The sequence below is a fragment of the Microbulbifer maximicatervae (SeqCode) genome (assembly GCF_052467955.1).
The window spans coordinates 4,174,739-4,188,678 of record NZ_CP174329.1 but is presented as its reverse complement, the minus strand read 5'-3'; the positions used below and the strand labels follow the sequence as shown (position 1 = coordinate 4,188,678).

Here is a 13,940-nt window from a genome sequence, read left to right as displayed (position 1 = left end):
GCTGAGAAATTCTTGGATCGCGTAAATATCTTACAGTTTATTAAGCCAGCTGATAATTGCTTCGTGTTCAATATTTCCAATGGTCGATATGCTTGGGTGGCTTCTATTGGGAATTTTCACCAAATTAATATTTGATTGATCTAAAGCTATATAATTACCATAGGGTGCAATTAGATCCGAGGGGGAAGATATTAGCAGTATGGGGAGCTTGGAAGAATAGAGAAGGGGAAGTATATTGGTATCACTCGGTTCAATACCAGACTGCTCCAGAGCCAGATTTGCTCCTTTTCGAATTTTATTTTCGGGTATAACCCGGCTAAGTATGGGATGATTGAGCCTACCGTAGTTATACACGGCTTGATCAAAAGGGACCATTGGGGCAAGTAAAATAATTCCATTTAAGTCAGATCTCATGGCTGAGATATAGAGAGCCGTTAAGGCTCCCATAGAGTTTCCTACGATATATAAGGGCTTGTCCTTGATGTCCCCTTTACTGATGAGTGCATCAATAAGTTTATTGATGATTTCACTATCTCCTACACCATATTTTTTGGTGCTATTCGATTCCCCGTGACCAAGGAGGTCCGGAGCTACAACTTGAAATCCAAGAAAGCGAAAGTATTGAGCAGAAAATAACATGAACTCTTTTGATGATCGGAACCCATGTAATAAAATCACTGTTCCAGAATATTTTTCTTTCAGTGCATCTTTTGGTAAATCAAGTTTAACGGTGCTTTCTTTGCCGTCGGTGTCATATTTGACTGAGTAATGAATGCCGTCTTTAGATGAAGCAGGAGCGTGATAATACCTGATGTATTCTTTGCTTTTTTCTATATCATAGCTGCCTTTTTTAAACCCTAAGTCTTTAATTTGTTCTTGGGTTATTGTCTCATTGAAAGGAAAGCTTTCAGATTTTTCAATAAGTTTGGCAATTCTCTGAGAGAAGCTAGACATGCTAAAGCATGTGCTAATGACAGCAAATATCGTATTTAGTTTAATTGCATTTTTCACTGGCCGTTGATATCCAATGGACCTAATCGTATAGAGAAGGATATCTTGTTGCGATTAGGTTTGGCTGGAATTGGTGCCAATATAGCCAGTTCCTGAAAATGGTAACTTATTTAGAGAGGCTAGGCGAAATCCCTCTAATGCTGGCAGGAGAGAACACCTTGTTTCTTTAGAGCTTGTTCGATCGTGCCAAATAAATGCTCGCCGAGTGTACTTTTTGTCTTAAATCAACAAGAGTGACGGCAAAATCAAAATTTGAGAAATTAGATTTTAATCTCTGTGGGCTGCGTGATACTTTATGCGCCACTATAGCTACATAGATGCGATTGCTGTATTTATGTACAGTATTGAGCTGTATAAGGCAAGAGATGAATATTTCCCTAGAGGTTGTGCAAGAACTGGCCCCAGACCAGGCTTCTTTAAACGCAGCCAAAAAACTGTTGAAGCCGGCTAAATGGCCTTTGCGCGGTAAAGCGGCTTCTGTAAATTGTATATGGGGGCAATGCCAAGGGTCGGGGGCCAATCCCTATTACACCATGGCAGATACAGTAGATCACGGTTACAAGTGTACCTGCCCCTCACGTAAGTTTCCCTGCAAGCATGTTCTAGCCCTTTTGTGGCAATTCGCCGACGGCCCGGATGACTTTATTGAGACTGAAACACCGGAGTGGGTAGTGGAGTGGTTGGGGCGGCGGCGTAAGAGTAAGCCTGAAGCCCAAGCTGAGACAAAAGCTTCTACCAATAAAAACATTCACGGTATTTCTGAGGAAACCTCGGAAAGTAAAGAGGCGCAGAAAAAAAAGGAAGCGGCCAGGGCTAAGCGGGCAGCGCAGACACGCGCTAAAACCAACAAGAGTATCGCCACTGGACTAGGTGAATTCCAGCAGTGGGTTGAGGATCAATTGCGTACTGGCATGGTGGGATTTCTCAAGGAACTTCGCCAGCGCTGCCGCTATATCTCTGCGCGCTTAGTGGATGCCAAAGCTGCCGGCCTGGCATCCAGGGTTGATGAGCTTCCAGCCAAGGCCCTGGGGCTTGGACCACAGAAACAGGCGGAAGTGGTATTCAAGGAGCTGGGGCAATTAATGTTACTCAGCAGTGCTTGGCTAACCGATGAGGAAGATGTGGATGCTCGCAGAGCTATTGCCGTTGCCGAGAACCGTGACCAGGTCTTGGAAAACCCAGCCAGCCTCAGGCAAAGGGGCATTTGGCAGAATGTAGGAGAGAAAGTGAGCACCCGCCGCGATGGTTTGGTGAGCCACACTTCCTGGTTGCTCAAGCTTGATAGTAATACCCCAGTATTTGCCCTGTTGTTGGATCACTATCCGGCTTCTGCGGGGCGCCGGGAGGTGGGAATTGGTATCGGCGCCAGTGTAGAAGGGGAGTTGGTTTTTTATCCCGGTCGCATGCCCCTGAGAGCTTTCCCTGTGGAGTTTAAAGTCGTGCAGGATGGTGTGAATCAGAGATGGCCAGCCCAGCAAGAGAGCGTGTTCTCCCACTACCAAAAGCAGCTGTCTCAGCAACCCTGGATAGAGCAGGTACCGCACCTTCTTGAAGGGGGGCGTCTACTGCGCTGTGCCAACGGCCATTACTGGTGGCGCTGCTCGAGTGGTCAGCAAACGCTACCGCTCAACAATGAACAGATTCCTTCTCTATTACTGGGTTCAAAATTACAGGCGGCGTTTATTTTGTGGGATGGAAGCAGTGCTGAACTGCACAGCGCGCGGACAGATGAGTGGGGGACAATCGCATGCTAACGCCTGAGAAAATCCAGGAAGAGCAGTTGTTGGTAGAGCGCCTACAGCAGCGTTGGATGGTGGGCAGTGATTTGCCCTTAGAGCTCGACGCCCTACCTGAGTCCTGGCGTCCATTGTTTGAAGGCCTGGAAGAGGAGCGCTTGGCATCAGCGGCGGTAGCGCTTCTCAGCCAGCATCAAAGCGCACTCTACCAGCCCCAGGCTCCAGCAGAATTACGCGAATTTCCCTTGTTGCCCGAGTTGAATAAGCCCGTGCTTCCCTACCCAATGCGGGCCCATTTTCGTCGTGTCACTGAAAGCGTTCAGTCCCGCTCTATGGAGCAAACCGGATTGCTCCTGAAGTTGCTGTTACAGCGGGGATTTATTGCCCATCCTGCGGACTGGCTTCCCACAAGTAATGATGAAGGCTTGCCGGAAGTATATCTTCCCTGGTCACAATGGGCCGCGAATGAGCGGGGTAGTATTGATAATACTGAAGTGTTAACTGAGGAAAACTGGGATGATTGGTATCCTGCCAGTCGCCTGGCAAAGCTCAGGGAGTTGCGCTTCAGTAAACCCGCCGCCGCTTTAAATTTGATCCAGACCTGCGCCGGGCGTGAACCCGCTGATAAACGTTTAAGGATCGTGCGAGTTCTTGCTATCCGGCTGAGTGAGTCCGATGGGGAATATTTACAGTCCCTGCTTAAAGATCGTTCACAAAAGGTGGCGCGTCTTGCCAATCAGTATTTATCCCGATTGGGATTGTCATCGGAACTTGAATCCAATACTCAGGAAGAGTCTTCTGCGCAGGAATTGGCTGAGTTTTACGAATTAAAAAAAGTGGGCTTGGTAAAGAAGCAGTTGCAACTATTGCCCCGCAAGCTCAAGAGCAAAAAACAGCAAGCCATTCGCTCGGAATTTTTGCAGAAGGTATCTCTACAAAGCCTTGCGGAAGCACTGGGTATCACCGTGACTGACTTAGCTGGGGCTTGGCAGCTCGATAAAAATCGTGATTATGATAACCACAGTTTTGTTACCAATGCGGTAGATACTTTGCCAGATAAGGCTATTGCCCTGTTGGTCACAAATATTGAGAGCTACCTGGATACCGGTGAGGCCGGTATGTCTCTCCTGCACAGTTTATTGCCGCGCCTGGAACAGTCCCGCCGTGCCGAATTGATGTTTGGACTTTTGCGTAATAAAAAGGCCAAGGTTGATTTTCAGGGTCTACTCAAGTTTTTGCCCGAACCGTTAACGGAGCTTTCCTGGGATGATTTGAAAAAAACGTCACCCTGGAAGGCGCTGTTAAAGCTCGTTGTCGAGGAATTAAGTGAGAGTGGTTATTTGCAGTCTATTTATCTACAGAGGGAGTTGACTGCGTTGGGCTTGATGTTACCCAGAGAGACCGCTCGACAGTTACTGGAAGCGCTTTTTGAGCAGGGCGTGCTACGGGCAGACCCCGCAACTGACTGTCTTCGATTTAATAGCGAGCTTGCCGGCGTGGATGGCCTTTAGTCCATACACACCCAACACAGATTTAATTTTAAGACCGATCGTTGCCCGGCAAAATTCATAAAATAAGCAGTGAATTTCCGGGCAGGTAAAACAAAAGGATTCCCCATGAGTGACGTACTTCGTCAACCCGCTGAAATTACCTACCAATCAGAACTGGATGCCTTAAAAGCAGAAGACACCGGAAAAAAACCAGAGAATTGGAGTCTGTCTCCGCAGGCAGTCGTGAAATACTTGATGGGCGGCACAACGGCTGAAGGTGCTGAGATAAGTGCAAAATATATCGGCAACCGCCGCCTGATTGAAACTGCTGTTGCCACCCTCGCCACCGATCGAGCACTGCTGTTACTCGGTGTGCCGGGCACGGCAAAGTCCTGGGTATCTGAACACTTGTCTGCGGCGATCTGTGGCAACAGTACCCGTGTGATCCAGTGTACGGCGGGCACCGACGAAAACCAGATTCGCTATGGCTGGAACTACGCTCAGCTACTGGCAAAGGGCCCCAGCAAAGAAGCCCTGGTGCCAACGCCTTTATATCGCGCTATGGAGCAGGGTACCTTGTGTCGCTTGGAAGAGCTGACTCGTATGGGTTCTGATGTTCAGGATACATTGATTACCGTGCTGTCAGAGAAAATGCTGCCGATCCCCGAGTTGAATGATGCGGTTTATGCGCAGCGCGGTTTTAATGTAATCGCAACAGCCAATAACCGCGATAAGGGCGTTAATGAATTATCCTCCGCACTAAAACGACGTTTCAATGTTGTGGTATTGCCGTTGCCCGATGATATGAATGAAGAGGTCAGCATTATTTCTCGCCGCGTGGCAGAGATGGGTGAGAGCCTGGAGTTGCCAGTACCGGCAAATGCCGGCGAAGAGATCGAGAAAATAGTGACCATTTTCCGCGAGCTACGCGGCGGTGAAACACTCGATGGAAAAATAACTCTGAAAACACCGTCCGGTAACTTGTCTACGGCTGAGGCAATTGCGGTAATGGTGGGTGGATTGAGCCAGGCGAACTGGTTTGGCGATGGTAAATTCAGTGCAGAAGAGCTTTCCAGTAATTTGGTGGGTGCCATTGTCAAAGATCCAGTGCAGGATAAAGCTGTATTGGAAGAGTACTTGGAAACGGTCCTGAAAAAGCGCCGAGACTTTGCCGGTTACTACCACACCATGAACGAAGTACTGTAAGGGATATCCCGTGTCCAAGGTGGATTGTCATTATTTTGGTATTCGGCACCACGGGCCCGGTTCTGCGCGGCGCCTTGTCGCCGCGTTGGATCAGCTGAAGCCAAAAAAAGTATTGATAGAGGGCCCCGCTGATTGCAGTGAATTACTGCCTCTGCTGGCTAGCGCACAGATGCAGCCGCCGGTAGCGCTACTCGGCTATGCTGCAGAGTCGCCCGGCTCCAGCCTTTACTACCCGTTTGTGGAATACTCCCCTGAGTACCAGGCCTGCCTATGGGCTGTACAACAGGGGGTAGAAGTTAAATTCATTGATCTGCCCATTAATATCCAGCTGGCGCAGTTACTCCAATCTGAAGCCCAGGACCCTGAAGCGGAGCAAAACGGCGGAGAGTCTGATTCCCCTGCGGTGGCAGGCGAGCCAGAGCCACCATCTGATACCTCTGATCCTATCGGCCTTTTGGCGAAGCTGGCGGGTTATGAGGATGGTGAGGCCTGGTGGAATGACCTGATTGAGCAGAATAACGATGACAGTGCGGAGATATTTGCCCGGGTAGAGTCGGCGATGACCGTGCTGCGCGGAGAAATAACTGAAACCGCGCCGTTATCGCAAAGGGATTTACTGCGCGAAGCCTATATGCGCCTGGAAATTGCCAAAGAAAAGAAAGGGGTGGAAGGTGAGGTTGCTGTAGTCTGTGGGGCCTGGCACTTACCGGCATTTCGTGAAAAGCACACAGCAAAAGATGACCGCGCACTGATTAAACAGCTGCCGGCGAAATTGCCCAAGAGCAAAGTGAAAACCACCTGGATTCCCTGGACATCGCCGCGATTGGCGATGGCCTCCGGTTACGGGGCTGGGGTTGCTGCACCTATGTGGTATCAGCATATTTGGCGCGAGGGCACCGGCGAGCAGTGGCTGGAGCTTTGGTTTGGGCGGCTGGTGCGCGCATTGCGCGAAAGTGGACAAGTGGTCTCTACGGCTTCGGTTATTGAAGCCGTGCGTCTGAGTCGCAGTTTGGCAGCCGTTAGAAATCGTCCAGCTCCGGGGTTTGAAGAAATTATTGAAGCCGCTGTGGCCTGCCTCTGTTTTGGCGAGCGCCTTATTTGGCAACAGGTAGAAAGAGAGTTGCTACTGGGTGAACAAGTTGGCTCCATCCCCGAGGATGCCCCGCTGGTGCCCCTGCTGGAGGATCTACAGCGCTGGCAGAAAAAGACCAAGCTAAAGCCCACGGCTCTGGATAAAGAAGTTTCCCTGGATTTACGCAGTGATATCGGCCTGAATAAATCTACGTTACTGCACCGTCTTGCTGTGCTGGAAGTGCCTTGGGGTAAACCCTCCCATACCGGAAAAAGTCGCGGTACTTTTCGGGAAAACTGGGTGCTCAGCTGGCAGCCGGAGTATGCAGTTAAGTTGGTGGAAAACTTAGTTTACGGTTCCACCATTGAGCAAGCGGCTAACAATAAACTTATCGAGGCGATTACCGCTGAGAGTCATTTGGGCAAATTAGCAGAAGTGGTTTTGCTGTCCCTCGAATCTCAGTTGCACCGGGCTTCTGAAGCGGGGCTGAAGCGATTGGCCGAGAGAGCGGCTCTGGCCAGTGACGGTATCGAGCTTCTCGACAGCCTGCCGGCGTTAATCCAGGTTCAGCGCTATGGTACCGCGCGAGAATTAGCGTTGGAGCAAGTTGCCGGCCTGGTAGAACGATTAGCCATGCAATCTGCCCTGGCCCTGCCGTACGCCTGTCGCAATCTTAACGATGAAGAGTCCCTACGGCTGCGAAACAGTATTCACAGCGCTCACCAGGCACTGCAATTGGCAGAGTTGGGTGATGAAGTTATGGAGGACTGGTGGCAAGCCTTCGAGCAACTGGTAGATAGCTCTCTTTCCAGTTTGCAAGTTAGCGGCCTTTGTGCGCGTCTTTTGTATCAGGCCGAGAGAATTGATGGGCATCGGTTACAGCAATTACTGGAAAAATCACTGTCTCCAGCGGTAGCTGCCGCTGATGCAGCACGATTTTTCGAGGGCTTTTTTGCTGAAGCGGTTGAGCGTCTGCTGTACGACCCGGTATTGATGGGGGCAGTACAGCGCTGGTTGCTGCACCTGGACGAAGAAATATTTATCGAGTATTTGCCTTTGTTCCGACGCGTATTTTCCAGTCTCGATGCGATGGAGCGTCGGCGCATGATGGAGCTGGTACTCGGTGCCCGATCTAACCACTCGGTATCCAAATCCATTAATCCCGAAGTTTTGCCGTTGTGGTCAGAGCATCTATTGCGTATCGGCAAATTAATCCACAAGGACAAGACATGGGCGCAGTAAACGAAGTGTCTGAAGGGCAACAACCCGATGAGGTAACGGTCGATAAAGACCAACAAAAGGAGCGCCGTTGGCGCCTGGTATTGGGGGCTGATGAAGGTGAATCCGGGCTTTCTGAGCGGGATATGCGTTTGTCCCAAGCGTTAACTGCGCTTTATGGCAGCGGAGACTCGGAGTCTGGTAAAAAAGGTCGAGGTGGTTTGTCTCGCTCGTCGCCACAAGTTTCCCGTTGGCTGGGTGATATCCGCGAGTTCTTTCCGACTTCGGTAGTACAAGTTGTCCAGCGTGATGCGTTTGAGCGCCTTGGCCTCAAGCAGATGCTCATGGAGCCCGAGTTTTTGTCGGCGATTGAAGCGGATGTTCACCTGGTCGCAGACTTGGTCAGTCTGCGTTCAGTGATGCCCGAGAAGACTATTGAGACTGCTCGCCAGGTCATCAAGAAAGTGGTCGACGAGCTGATGGAGCGCTTGGAGCGAAAGACCACAGAAGCGGTTAGGGGAGCTGTCAATAAATCAAAACGCAGCTTTAGACCGCGTTTTGCCGATATCGATTGGCACAGAACTATTCAGCAAAATCTCAGGCATTACCAACATGACTACCACACAGTGGTGCCTGAGAAGTTGATTGGTTTTATGCGACAAAGTCGCCGGCTTGCGGACCTGGATGAAGTCATTCTATGTGTCGATCAGTCCGGCTCCATGGCGACATCGGTGGTGTATAGCTCAATCTTTGCAGCGGTAATGGCTTCAATACCGGCAGTGAAAACCAAACTGGTCTGCTTTGATACCGCAATTGTCGATCTCACGGAGGACCTGGAAGACCCGGTCAGCGTTTTGTTTGGCGTACAACTGGGAGGTGGCACAGACATTAACCAGGCGGTGGCTTATTGTGAGGATAAAATTGAGCGGCCTGGCAAGACGCATTTAATCCTGATTACTGACCTGTATGAAGGGGGGAATGAAGAGGAGTTAAAAGCGCGGGTTGCTAACCTTGTTCGCCAGGATGTAAATGTGATTACCTTGCTGGCACTCAGTGATGATGGGCGTCCATCTTATGACCAGTCTTTGGCGGAAGAGTTTGCTGCAATAGGCTCTCCAGTTTTTGCCTGTACACCGGATCAATTCCCGGACCTGATGGCAACGGCGCTGCGTCGCGAAGACGTCCTTAACTGGGCTGCAGATCAGGATATTAAAGCCGTTCGGCCAAAGACTTAATGTCTTGTTAGTTAAGTGATGGAGTGAGTGTGGGCACTTACTCCATATCTGATACTTTTTCTATTCTCTCAGATTATTAAAACCATAGTTTTTTAATCATTAGATAGTTATCTAACATATTTTTTAAATGAAATTGTTTATAGTGATTTGTTATTGCTCAATTCGACATCGGTTTAATAGCTGAATGTATGATCCTGGGAAGTTCGTATGGGTTACAACCCCAAAGATGCGTTTAATGTAGCTTTCTCGAAAAAAGTCCTGGTCGTCAATTTAGCCCAATTATAGAGCATTCCAAAATTTCCATGTCTCAGTCAGTCATTACTATAGAGATTGAACTCTATAGTGGCATATGGTGCAATTGGAATGATAGCCTAGTTAATATTTTGATCTGTTCACATCTTTACTTAAACATCTAAGTTGTTACGTAAATGTTTGTATATATAAAGGGTAAGAAATAGCCGGAGAAAGTGTAGGTAAATAAAGGGAGGATTTATACGAATATTTTGTTGAGTGGTGTGGCAATATTTTACTGTTTTTTTTCAAAAGGAAAATTATCCTATTTTTCTAGTGCTTTTCTCCTATTGTTTATCCGCTATTCATGGATATATTGATCATTATGTTGGGTAGAGGTGGCCGGGGTCTTAAATTTGTGTGAGTACACTAGTTAAGGCTGAAGGGGCATTTGGATTCTAGTGGTATTCCTTGAATACTAGAGAGCTTCAGATAAGTGATGGTTGATGATTCAGGTTATATAAGATTAACTCTACTGAGGATATAAGCATGAAAAAATATACTTCAATTTTAGTAATTCCCTTGATGGCATCTTGTGTTCAAGCACAGGCAGATTCAAGTACGGCAATAATTGAGCAGTTAAGTAATAATAATAATGCGCAAATCACCCAGATGATAAGCATGAATGATAGTTCTACCCTGAAACAGGTAGGGGATTTCAATTCTATTATTTCAGAGCAGAGAGAAAGTTTGCAAGGTGCAATCATGATCACTCAGGTGGGGGATAATAATTTCGTTTCCGCCGTCCAATTTTCGATGTCAGCTAATAATGTAGCTAATAGTAATGTAGCTATAGGGAGCCAACAAGGGGATGGTAATATGTTTTTCATATCCCAAACAGATAGTTTTAATAGCGCCACCATTAATCAGCAGGTGGAAATGAACCAGGCAACAACTATTCATGCTGGTATGTTTAATAGTTCAGTTACCAATCAGATTGGTACAAGTAACATAGGTACAACAATACAGTCTGGAGTATCACATTTGGCTTCAGTCTCACAGACAGGGGATATGAATATGTATACCGTAAGTCAAGGTCTTCAAGTTAGACAGACAGCGGTTATTAATCAGTTGGGTAGTAATCAGAGTGCAATTATTCTGCAATAAGAATTCCGGTTTTTCTGTTTCAATTGATTTGATTTTTTAATTAGTGGTTTCATAGGATTATTATTTTGGCTCAAAATTTTAGAGGTTATATATAACTTCACGTAAATATTATTGCAAATTGTATTTGTATATTGTTTATTTGGGTTTGAGTAAACAATATGGCTAAATATTTTTCAGCTTATAAGGTTGTCTAATTTTTGGGGCGAAAAGTTGCTATGTTACCGTATGCGATTAGATAGTCGGTTTTTTAATTTTTATGATAATTCATCGTAGATTCAGTAGTAATTTCTCATGGTTCTTTTTGTTTGTTGGATCAAAATTTCTAGCGTAGTGGGAAGTTTTTAATCATGTACGTAACTCCAGCAGGAAAAGATGAACATATTTAATTCTATTGTTAATAGAGTCGTCACGATCATATTGATAAGTGGGGCTAATCTATCCATCCCTGAGATAGCACTGGCTGATGATGTTGAATGTGGGGATACGATTACCACATCCGTTACTTTGGATGAGGACCTCACTTGTGATGTCAGCCCTGCTTTAACTGTGATAGGCCCAGATGGACGCTTGAATATGACCGGGTACGAGGTTCAATGTGATGGTAGTGAAGTTGGAGTGCTGTTAGAGGGGCGTGCAGCGCTACTTCGAGGAGGGCAGGTTGCAGATTGTGAGGTGGGTGTTTTAGCGAATGGAGATGGATTCCATAATATTCAAGCGGTATCGACCACGGCAAATGCCAGTGCCGGATTTGAATTAGTGAGCAATAGCAACTATATGACAGCCTGTACCGCTCAAGCAAATACGGGGGTTGGACTAATTGTTAGTGGGGAGAGAAATAATGTCTTCCAGAATACTTTTGAAGAAAATACCCTGAGTGGTATTCAGGTGGATGGAGATAGATCATATATAACAGAGAATTCCTGTTTTGAGAATATGGGTTCAGGAATAGAGATTAATGATTCCAGTAATAGCTGGATCGTTGAAAATGCATCAGAAAAGAATGGCACTTCAGGTGCGGGAACGGCAGGAATCCTAATGAACGATTTTGATCAGCAATATAACTTGATCATTTTAAATGTGGGGATTCTCAATGAAGATTTCGATGCGCAAGACTTAAACAGTGATCCCTGCAATGGTACCAATTTATGGCGAAACAATACTTTTGACACTGTAGATCCTAGCTGCCTGGATTGAAATATACGGATATAAAAAGATAGTGCCACTATGGTGGCTTCGGTAGTGGTGTTATCTTTTACAATTTATATTCCTGTAGCTTGTATATCAATATGCTCCAATCCCCGCTTAAACTATTTTACTAAATTTTGCGGACAAATTTCCCATGGCTGTTACCAGTTTTTGGCTCAAAATCAGCATGACATATCTTTTCTGTATTTGAGCTTTATTTGGGAGGACTCTCGTGAGCTTTATATCTCGATCTGTGATAAGCAAGACATTGATAACTTCTTTGGCGGCTTCTTTATTGTCTGCATCTTTGTGTTCACTAGCAAATGGTGCTGTTGAGTGCGGAGACACCATAACCAGTCCAGTAATACTGGATCAAGATTTGCTCTGCAATGTTACTCCGGCTTTGACTGTAACTGGGCCGACCGGATATCTGGATTTGAATGGTTATACGCTGAGTTGCGATGGAGCTACAGTGGGAATTTTGGTCGATGGTTTTGCGGCCATAATATCGGGTGGGGTGTTACAGGATGGCTTTGTATCTAATTGCAATACAGGTATTTCTGTAGAAGGTTCCGGTATTCATAATTTGTTCGGCCTGAACACCTCTGGTAATACTTCTTCTGGCATTGAGTTTGTTAGTAGTAATAATACGCTAACCATATCAAATATATCGGATAATACAGGTACAGGTATCATAATCGCTGGGGGAACAAATAATCTGTTTTCTAATGACATAAGTCGAAATGAAATAACGGGTATACAGGTAGATGGTAGCAGTTCAATAATATCGTCAAATACAGTATCGGATAATACTTTAACTGGAATACAAATTAATAACGCCAGTAGCTGTCTTATCAGCCAGAATACGGTGGAGAATAATGGCACTCAAGGGTCAAATACTGCAGGAATCTTAATGGAGCTATTTGGCCAGACTGGAAACAATATCGTAGGCAATACTGTCTCTGGCAATGTGGATTTTGACTTGCAAGATGACAACTCTGCACCCTGTGAGAATAACTGGATAGGAAATTCTCCTGATGCGACTACCTCTGGTGAATGTGTGACATCACAGTAACATTAATTTAGTTGCAAATTTGGATCTGAAGGCAGTTCATTATTTGCCTTCAGATCTCTAGAGTTAATGTCTTTACTCTACAAAAATTTCATGAGACGTGCCGCAAGTTTTTTTAAGGTGCCTTACGTCTATCTCTATTTCCCATAGGTTTTATTATTGTGTGTGATTTTTTGCTGGTGAGGTTAGCTAAGACTACAAGGGATATATTCTATAGTTATTTTGTCTGCGTGAGATAGCCCAGCCTTTTGGTTGGCTGAGGGATATGATTGTTAAGGTGATTCAAGGAGGATTGTATGGTGTATGAATTTAGGGGATCCGCTAGGCACTTTGTGGTACCTGGTATTTTATACTTTGCTTTAGGTAGTTCCGCCTTTGCGGTTGATTGTGGTGACACAATTACTAGTCCTGAAGTACTTGATCAGGATCTTGTGCTCAACAGAACCGGCACTAACGATAATGGGGCCTACGGGTAGCCTAGACATGGCAGAGTACACCCTTAGGTGCGATGGCTCTGCTGTTGGTATCCAGATTGACGGTGTTGCGGCTTTCCTATCAAATGGTGTGGTAACACTATGTGACATCGGAATATCGTTGGATGGAACTGGAGCCCACAATATACAGGCAATCAGAGTAGATGGAACAGATATATCAGGGATCGCTGTTAATAGTAGTTTTAACTCTGTTATTCAGTCAGGAATATTTAAAAACAGTGGCACCGGCATATTTATAGCTGGTGATAATAATAATGTGTCTTCTAGCTCGATCCTAGATAATTTAGAGAATGGTATTCAGTTAGAGGGTAATAACAATCTTATTGTAAGCAATGAGATCAGTCGAAGCACATTAAATGGTATCTTAATTGGTAAAGCAGATGGTAATACGGTTGCCCAAAATACCGTCTCAATGAGTGGGATTGGAGGGGCGAATACCGCTGGAATCTTACTGGAACTTTTGGGGCAGTCTGGCAATGTGATTGTTGGGAATACTGTTTTCAGCAATATAGATTTTGATCTGCAAGATAATAATAGTTCACCCTGTTTAAATAGCTGGGTTGGGAATTCACCTGACGCTACTACCTCCGGAGATTGTGTAACGTCAAATTAATAGCGTTTTACGATAAGTTGATAGGCTTGCAGGCAGTTTAATGGTGTCGCCACAGTATTACGGATACTGCAGCTAGTGTAATTGCTGAAAGCCTGATTTCCCTTTAGATTTTCGTTTTCATATTTATTCCTGAGAGATATCTAGTCGGCCAGTGTGGATTGATGTGGTGAGAGGAGAGCTTGGTTTGCTAGGCTGGTTCAGTTATAGAGA

Annotated in this window: 11 protein-coding genes; 9 read left to right on the top strand and 2 right to left on the bottom strand. The window is 46.0% G+C overall.

Going from position 1 to position 13,940, the window contains the following annotated elements; genetic code table 11:
* Positions 1–30: 30 nt before the first annotated feature.
* On the bottom strand, positions 31–1,011 hold the full coding sequence (locus ACJJI5_RS17995; protein WP_444898203.1) for an alpha/beta hydrolase family protein: 981 nt from the start codon (positions 1,009–1,011) through the stop codon (positions 31–33).
* Positions 1,012–1,376: 365 nt separating this feature from the next.
* Between ACJJI5_RS17995 and ACJJI5_RS17990 the strand changes: the two genes are divergently transcribed.
* The 8 genes from ACJJI5_RS17990 (at position 1,377) to ACJJI5_RS17955 (ending at position 12,626) form a co-directional block, all read left to right on the top strand.
* The gene (locus tag ACJJI5_RS17990) at positions 1,377–2,765 is read left to right on the top strand and encodes an SWIM zinc finger family protein (RefSeq protein WP_445354835.1); all 1,389 of its coding nucleotides are present in this window, start codon (positions 1,377–1,379) and stop codon (positions 2,763–2,765) included.
* Positions 2,759–4,258 (top strand): DUF5691 domain-containing protein, encoded by a 1,500-nt coding sequence (locus ACJJI5_RS17985; RefSeq protein WP_445354834.1) that lies wholly within the window; start codon positions 2,759–2,761, stop codon positions 4,256–4,258. The genes ACJJI5_RS17990 and ACJJI5_RS17985 overlap by 7 nt, the downstream gene beginning before the upstream one ends.
* 105 nt (positions 4,259–4,363) lie before the next feature.
* Positions 4,364–5,443, top strand: coding sequence for an ATP-binding protein (locus ACJJI5_RS17980; RefSeq protein ID WP_444898200.1), 1,080 nt, complete (start codon positions 4,364–4,366; stop codon positions 5,441–5,443).
* Between the two features lie 10 nt (positions 5,444–5,453).
* On the top strand, positions 5,454–7,757 hold the full coding sequence (locus ACJJI5_RS17975) for a DUF5682 family protein (protein ID WP_445354833.1): 2,304 nt from the start codon (positions 5,454–5,456) through the stop codon (positions 7,755–7,757).
* Complete coding sequence (locus ACJJI5_RS17970; RefSeq protein ID WP_445354832.1) at positions 7,745–8,968, top strand: VWA domain-containing protein; 1,224 nt, start codon at positions 7,745–7,747, stop codon at positions 8,966–8,968. Before ACJJI5_RS17975 ends, ACJJI5_RS17970 begins: the two co-directional genes overlap by 13 nt.
* Positions 8,969–9,748: 780 nt before the next feature.
* Positions 9,749–10,366 carry a hypothetical protein gene (locus ACJJI5_RS17965; protein ID WP_445354831.1) on the top strand — a complete coding sequence of 206 codons (618 nt, stop codon included), beginning with the start codon at positions 9,749–9,751 and terminating at the stop codon, positions 10,364–10,366.
* Between the two features lie 372 nt (positions 10,367–10,738).
* Entirely contained in the window at positions 10,739–11,560 is an 822-nt protein-coding gene (locus ACJJI5_RS17960; protein WP_445354830.1) for a right-handed parallel beta-helix repeat-containing protein, read from the top strand.
* A gap of 223 nt (positions 11,561–11,783) precedes the next feature.
* A complete protein-coding gene (locus tag ACJJI5_RS17955) occupies positions 11,784–12,626 on the top strand; it encodes a right-handed parallel beta-helix repeat-containing protein (RefSeq protein ID WP_445354829.1) in 843 nt (280 codons plus the stop codon).
* A gap of 356 nt (positions 12,627–12,982) precedes the next feature.
* On the opposite strand, the gene ACJJI5_RS17950 is transcribed toward ACJJI5_RS17955, so the two are convergent.
* On the bottom strand, positions 12,983–13,108 hold the full coding sequence (locus ACJJI5_RS17950) for a hypothetical protein (protein ID WP_445354828.1): 126 nt from the start codon (positions 13,106–13,108) through the stop codon (positions 12,983–12,985).
* On the opposite strand from ACJJI5_RS17950, the gene ACJJI5_RS17945 reads away from it, so the two are divergent.
* The gene (locus ACJJI5_RS17945; RefSeq protein WP_445354827.1) at positions 13,107–13,730 is read left to right on the top strand and encodes a NosD domain-containing protein; all 624 of its coding nucleotides are present in this window, start codon (positions 13,107–13,109) and stop codon (positions 13,728–13,730) included. The genes ACJJI5_RS17950 and ACJJI5_RS17945 overlap by 2 nt on opposite strands.
* The last annotated feature ends 210 nt before the right edge of the window (positions 13,731–13,940 follow it).

Coding starts and splice junctions, on each gene's coding strand:
- ACJJI5_RS17990 (WP_445354835.1), top strand. CDS start 1,377: ATGAATATTTCCCTAGAGGTTGTGCAAGAACTGGCCCCAGACCAGGCT.
- ACJJI5_RS17985 (WP_445354834.1), top strand. CDS start 2,759: ATGCTAACGCCTGAGAAAATCCAGGAAGAGCAGTTGTTGGTAGAGCGC.
- ACJJI5_RS17980 (WP_444898200.1), top strand. CDS start 4,364: ATGAGTGACGTACTTCGTCAACCCGCTGAAATTACCTACCAATCAGAA.
- ACJJI5_RS17970 (WP_445354832.1), top strand. CDS start 7,745: ATGGGCGCAGTAAACGAAGTGTCTGAAGGGCAACAACCCGATGAGGTA.
- ACJJI5_RS17965 (WP_445354831.1), top strand. CDS start 9,749: ATGAAAAAATATACTTCAATTTTAGTAATTCCCTTGATGGCATCTTGT.
- ACJJI5_RS17960 (WP_445354830.1), top strand. CDS start 10,739: ATGAACATATTTAATTCTATTGTTAATAGAGTCGTCACGATCATATTG.
- ACJJI5_RS17945 (WP_445354827.1), top strand. CDS start 13,107: ATGGCAGAGTACACCCTTAGGTGCGATGGCTCTGCTGTTGGTATCCAG.
- ACJJI5_RS17950 (WP_445354828.1), bottom strand. CDS start 13,108: ATGTCTAGGCTACCCGTAGGCCCCATTATCGTTAGTGCCGGTTCTGTT.